Origin of the sequence: Kitasatospora putterlickiae, from assembly GCF_039527695.1 — a bacterium.
Taxonomy (GTDB): Bacteria; Actinomycetota; Actinomycetes; order Streptomycetales; family Streptomycetaceae; genus Kitasatospora; species Kitasatospora putterlickiae.
The window spans coordinates 63,690-64,876 of the sequence record NZ_BAAAKJ010000257.1; the positions used below are offsets into that span (position 1 = coordinate 63,690).

A 1,187-nucleotide genomic window follows, 5' to 3' on the forward strand; every position below is an offset into this window, starting at 1 on the left:
GCGGGTCGGCCCGGGCGGCTCAGCCTCCGGCGAGGTGGCGTTCCACCGAGGCGACCTTGCCGGTGAGGCCGTCGGTGACCCCGGCGCGGTCGTCGATCTTGATGACGGTGCTGACCCGGTTGCTGTAGGCCTTGACCGCCTCGATCGCCTCCCGGATCACCGGCATCACCTCGTCCCACTCCCCCTCGACGCTGGTGAACATCGCGTCGGTGCGGTTGGGCAGCCCGCTCGCGCGGACCACCTTGACGGCGGCGGCGACCGCCTCCCCGACGTCCTCGCCGACCCCGAGCGGGGTGACCGAAAAGGCTGCGATCACGGCTGCTTCTCCTCCCAGTGCGGCCCGGCTGGCCACGGGGCCACCAGGTTAGGGCGTCTGTCGCGGTCCGGACTCGGATCAGCGGCCGGTCAGGTGACGTGCGAAGAACCCGCGGACCGTGCGGCGGACCTCACGGACCGCCGCGGTCGGGTCGACGGTGCCGATCAGCGCGTCGCGCTCCGCCGCCGTCAGCAGCCCGGCCGCCTGGAGCCGGGGCAGCATCGCGGCGTAGTCGGTGAAGGTCCAGTGGTCGGCGCCGGCGAGGCGCGCGCGGTGGACCAGGCGGCCCGATCGCGCGGTCACGGCCGACCAGGAGCGGTCCAGTTCCTCCCGCCGGTCGAACCCCTCGCTGCCGAACAGCAGCAGTGGCCGGTCCACCCCGTCCACCGCGACCGGGAACGGTTCGGCGGCGGCGCCGGGCGCGGCGGGCGGGTGGTCCAGGAAACCCTCCAGGTTGATCCCGGCCCGCACCCGCCGGTCCTGGTGCATCACCTCGGTCACGGCGCCACCGCCCGCCGAGTGCCCGTACACGCCGAGGCGGCGCAGGTCGAGCGTCCCGGCGAGGCCGCGCGGCAGCGGCGGATCGGCGCTCGCGAGCCGGTCGAGGACGAAGCGCAGGTCGGCGACCCGTGCCTCGACCATCGTGCGCGCCACGTCCGGCCGGTCCCGGGGGTCGCCGCGGAAGACGGTCGTGCGCACGACGTCCGTCCGGTACGGCCGGGTGTCCGGGAACTCGACCGCGGCGGCGTCGCCGGGATGGTCGACCGAGAGGACGACGGCGCCGTGGCTGGCCAGGTCCTCGGCCAGCGAGGTCCCCAGGCCGCGCGGATCGCCGCCGCCCGGGCTGTGCACCAGCACCGGCCACCGGCCC

Annotated in this window: 2 protein-coding genes; both read right to left on the reverse strand. The window is 75.7% G+C overall.

Annotation, left to right across the window (positions count from 1 at the left end; translation table 11 throughout):
• Nucleotides 1-19 precede the first annotated feature (19 nt).
• Nucleotides 20-316, reverse strand: coding sequence for an MTH1187 family thiamine-binding protein (locus tag ABD308_RS26280; protein WP_344339210.1), 297 nt, complete (start codon nucleotides 314-316; stop codon nucleotides 20-22).
• Between the two features lie 78 nt (nucleotides 317-394).
• A partial coding sequence (locus ABD308_RS26285; protein WP_425554850.1) for an alpha/beta hydrolase family protein occupies nucleotides 395-1,187 on the reverse strand: 793 nt, incomplete at its 5' end.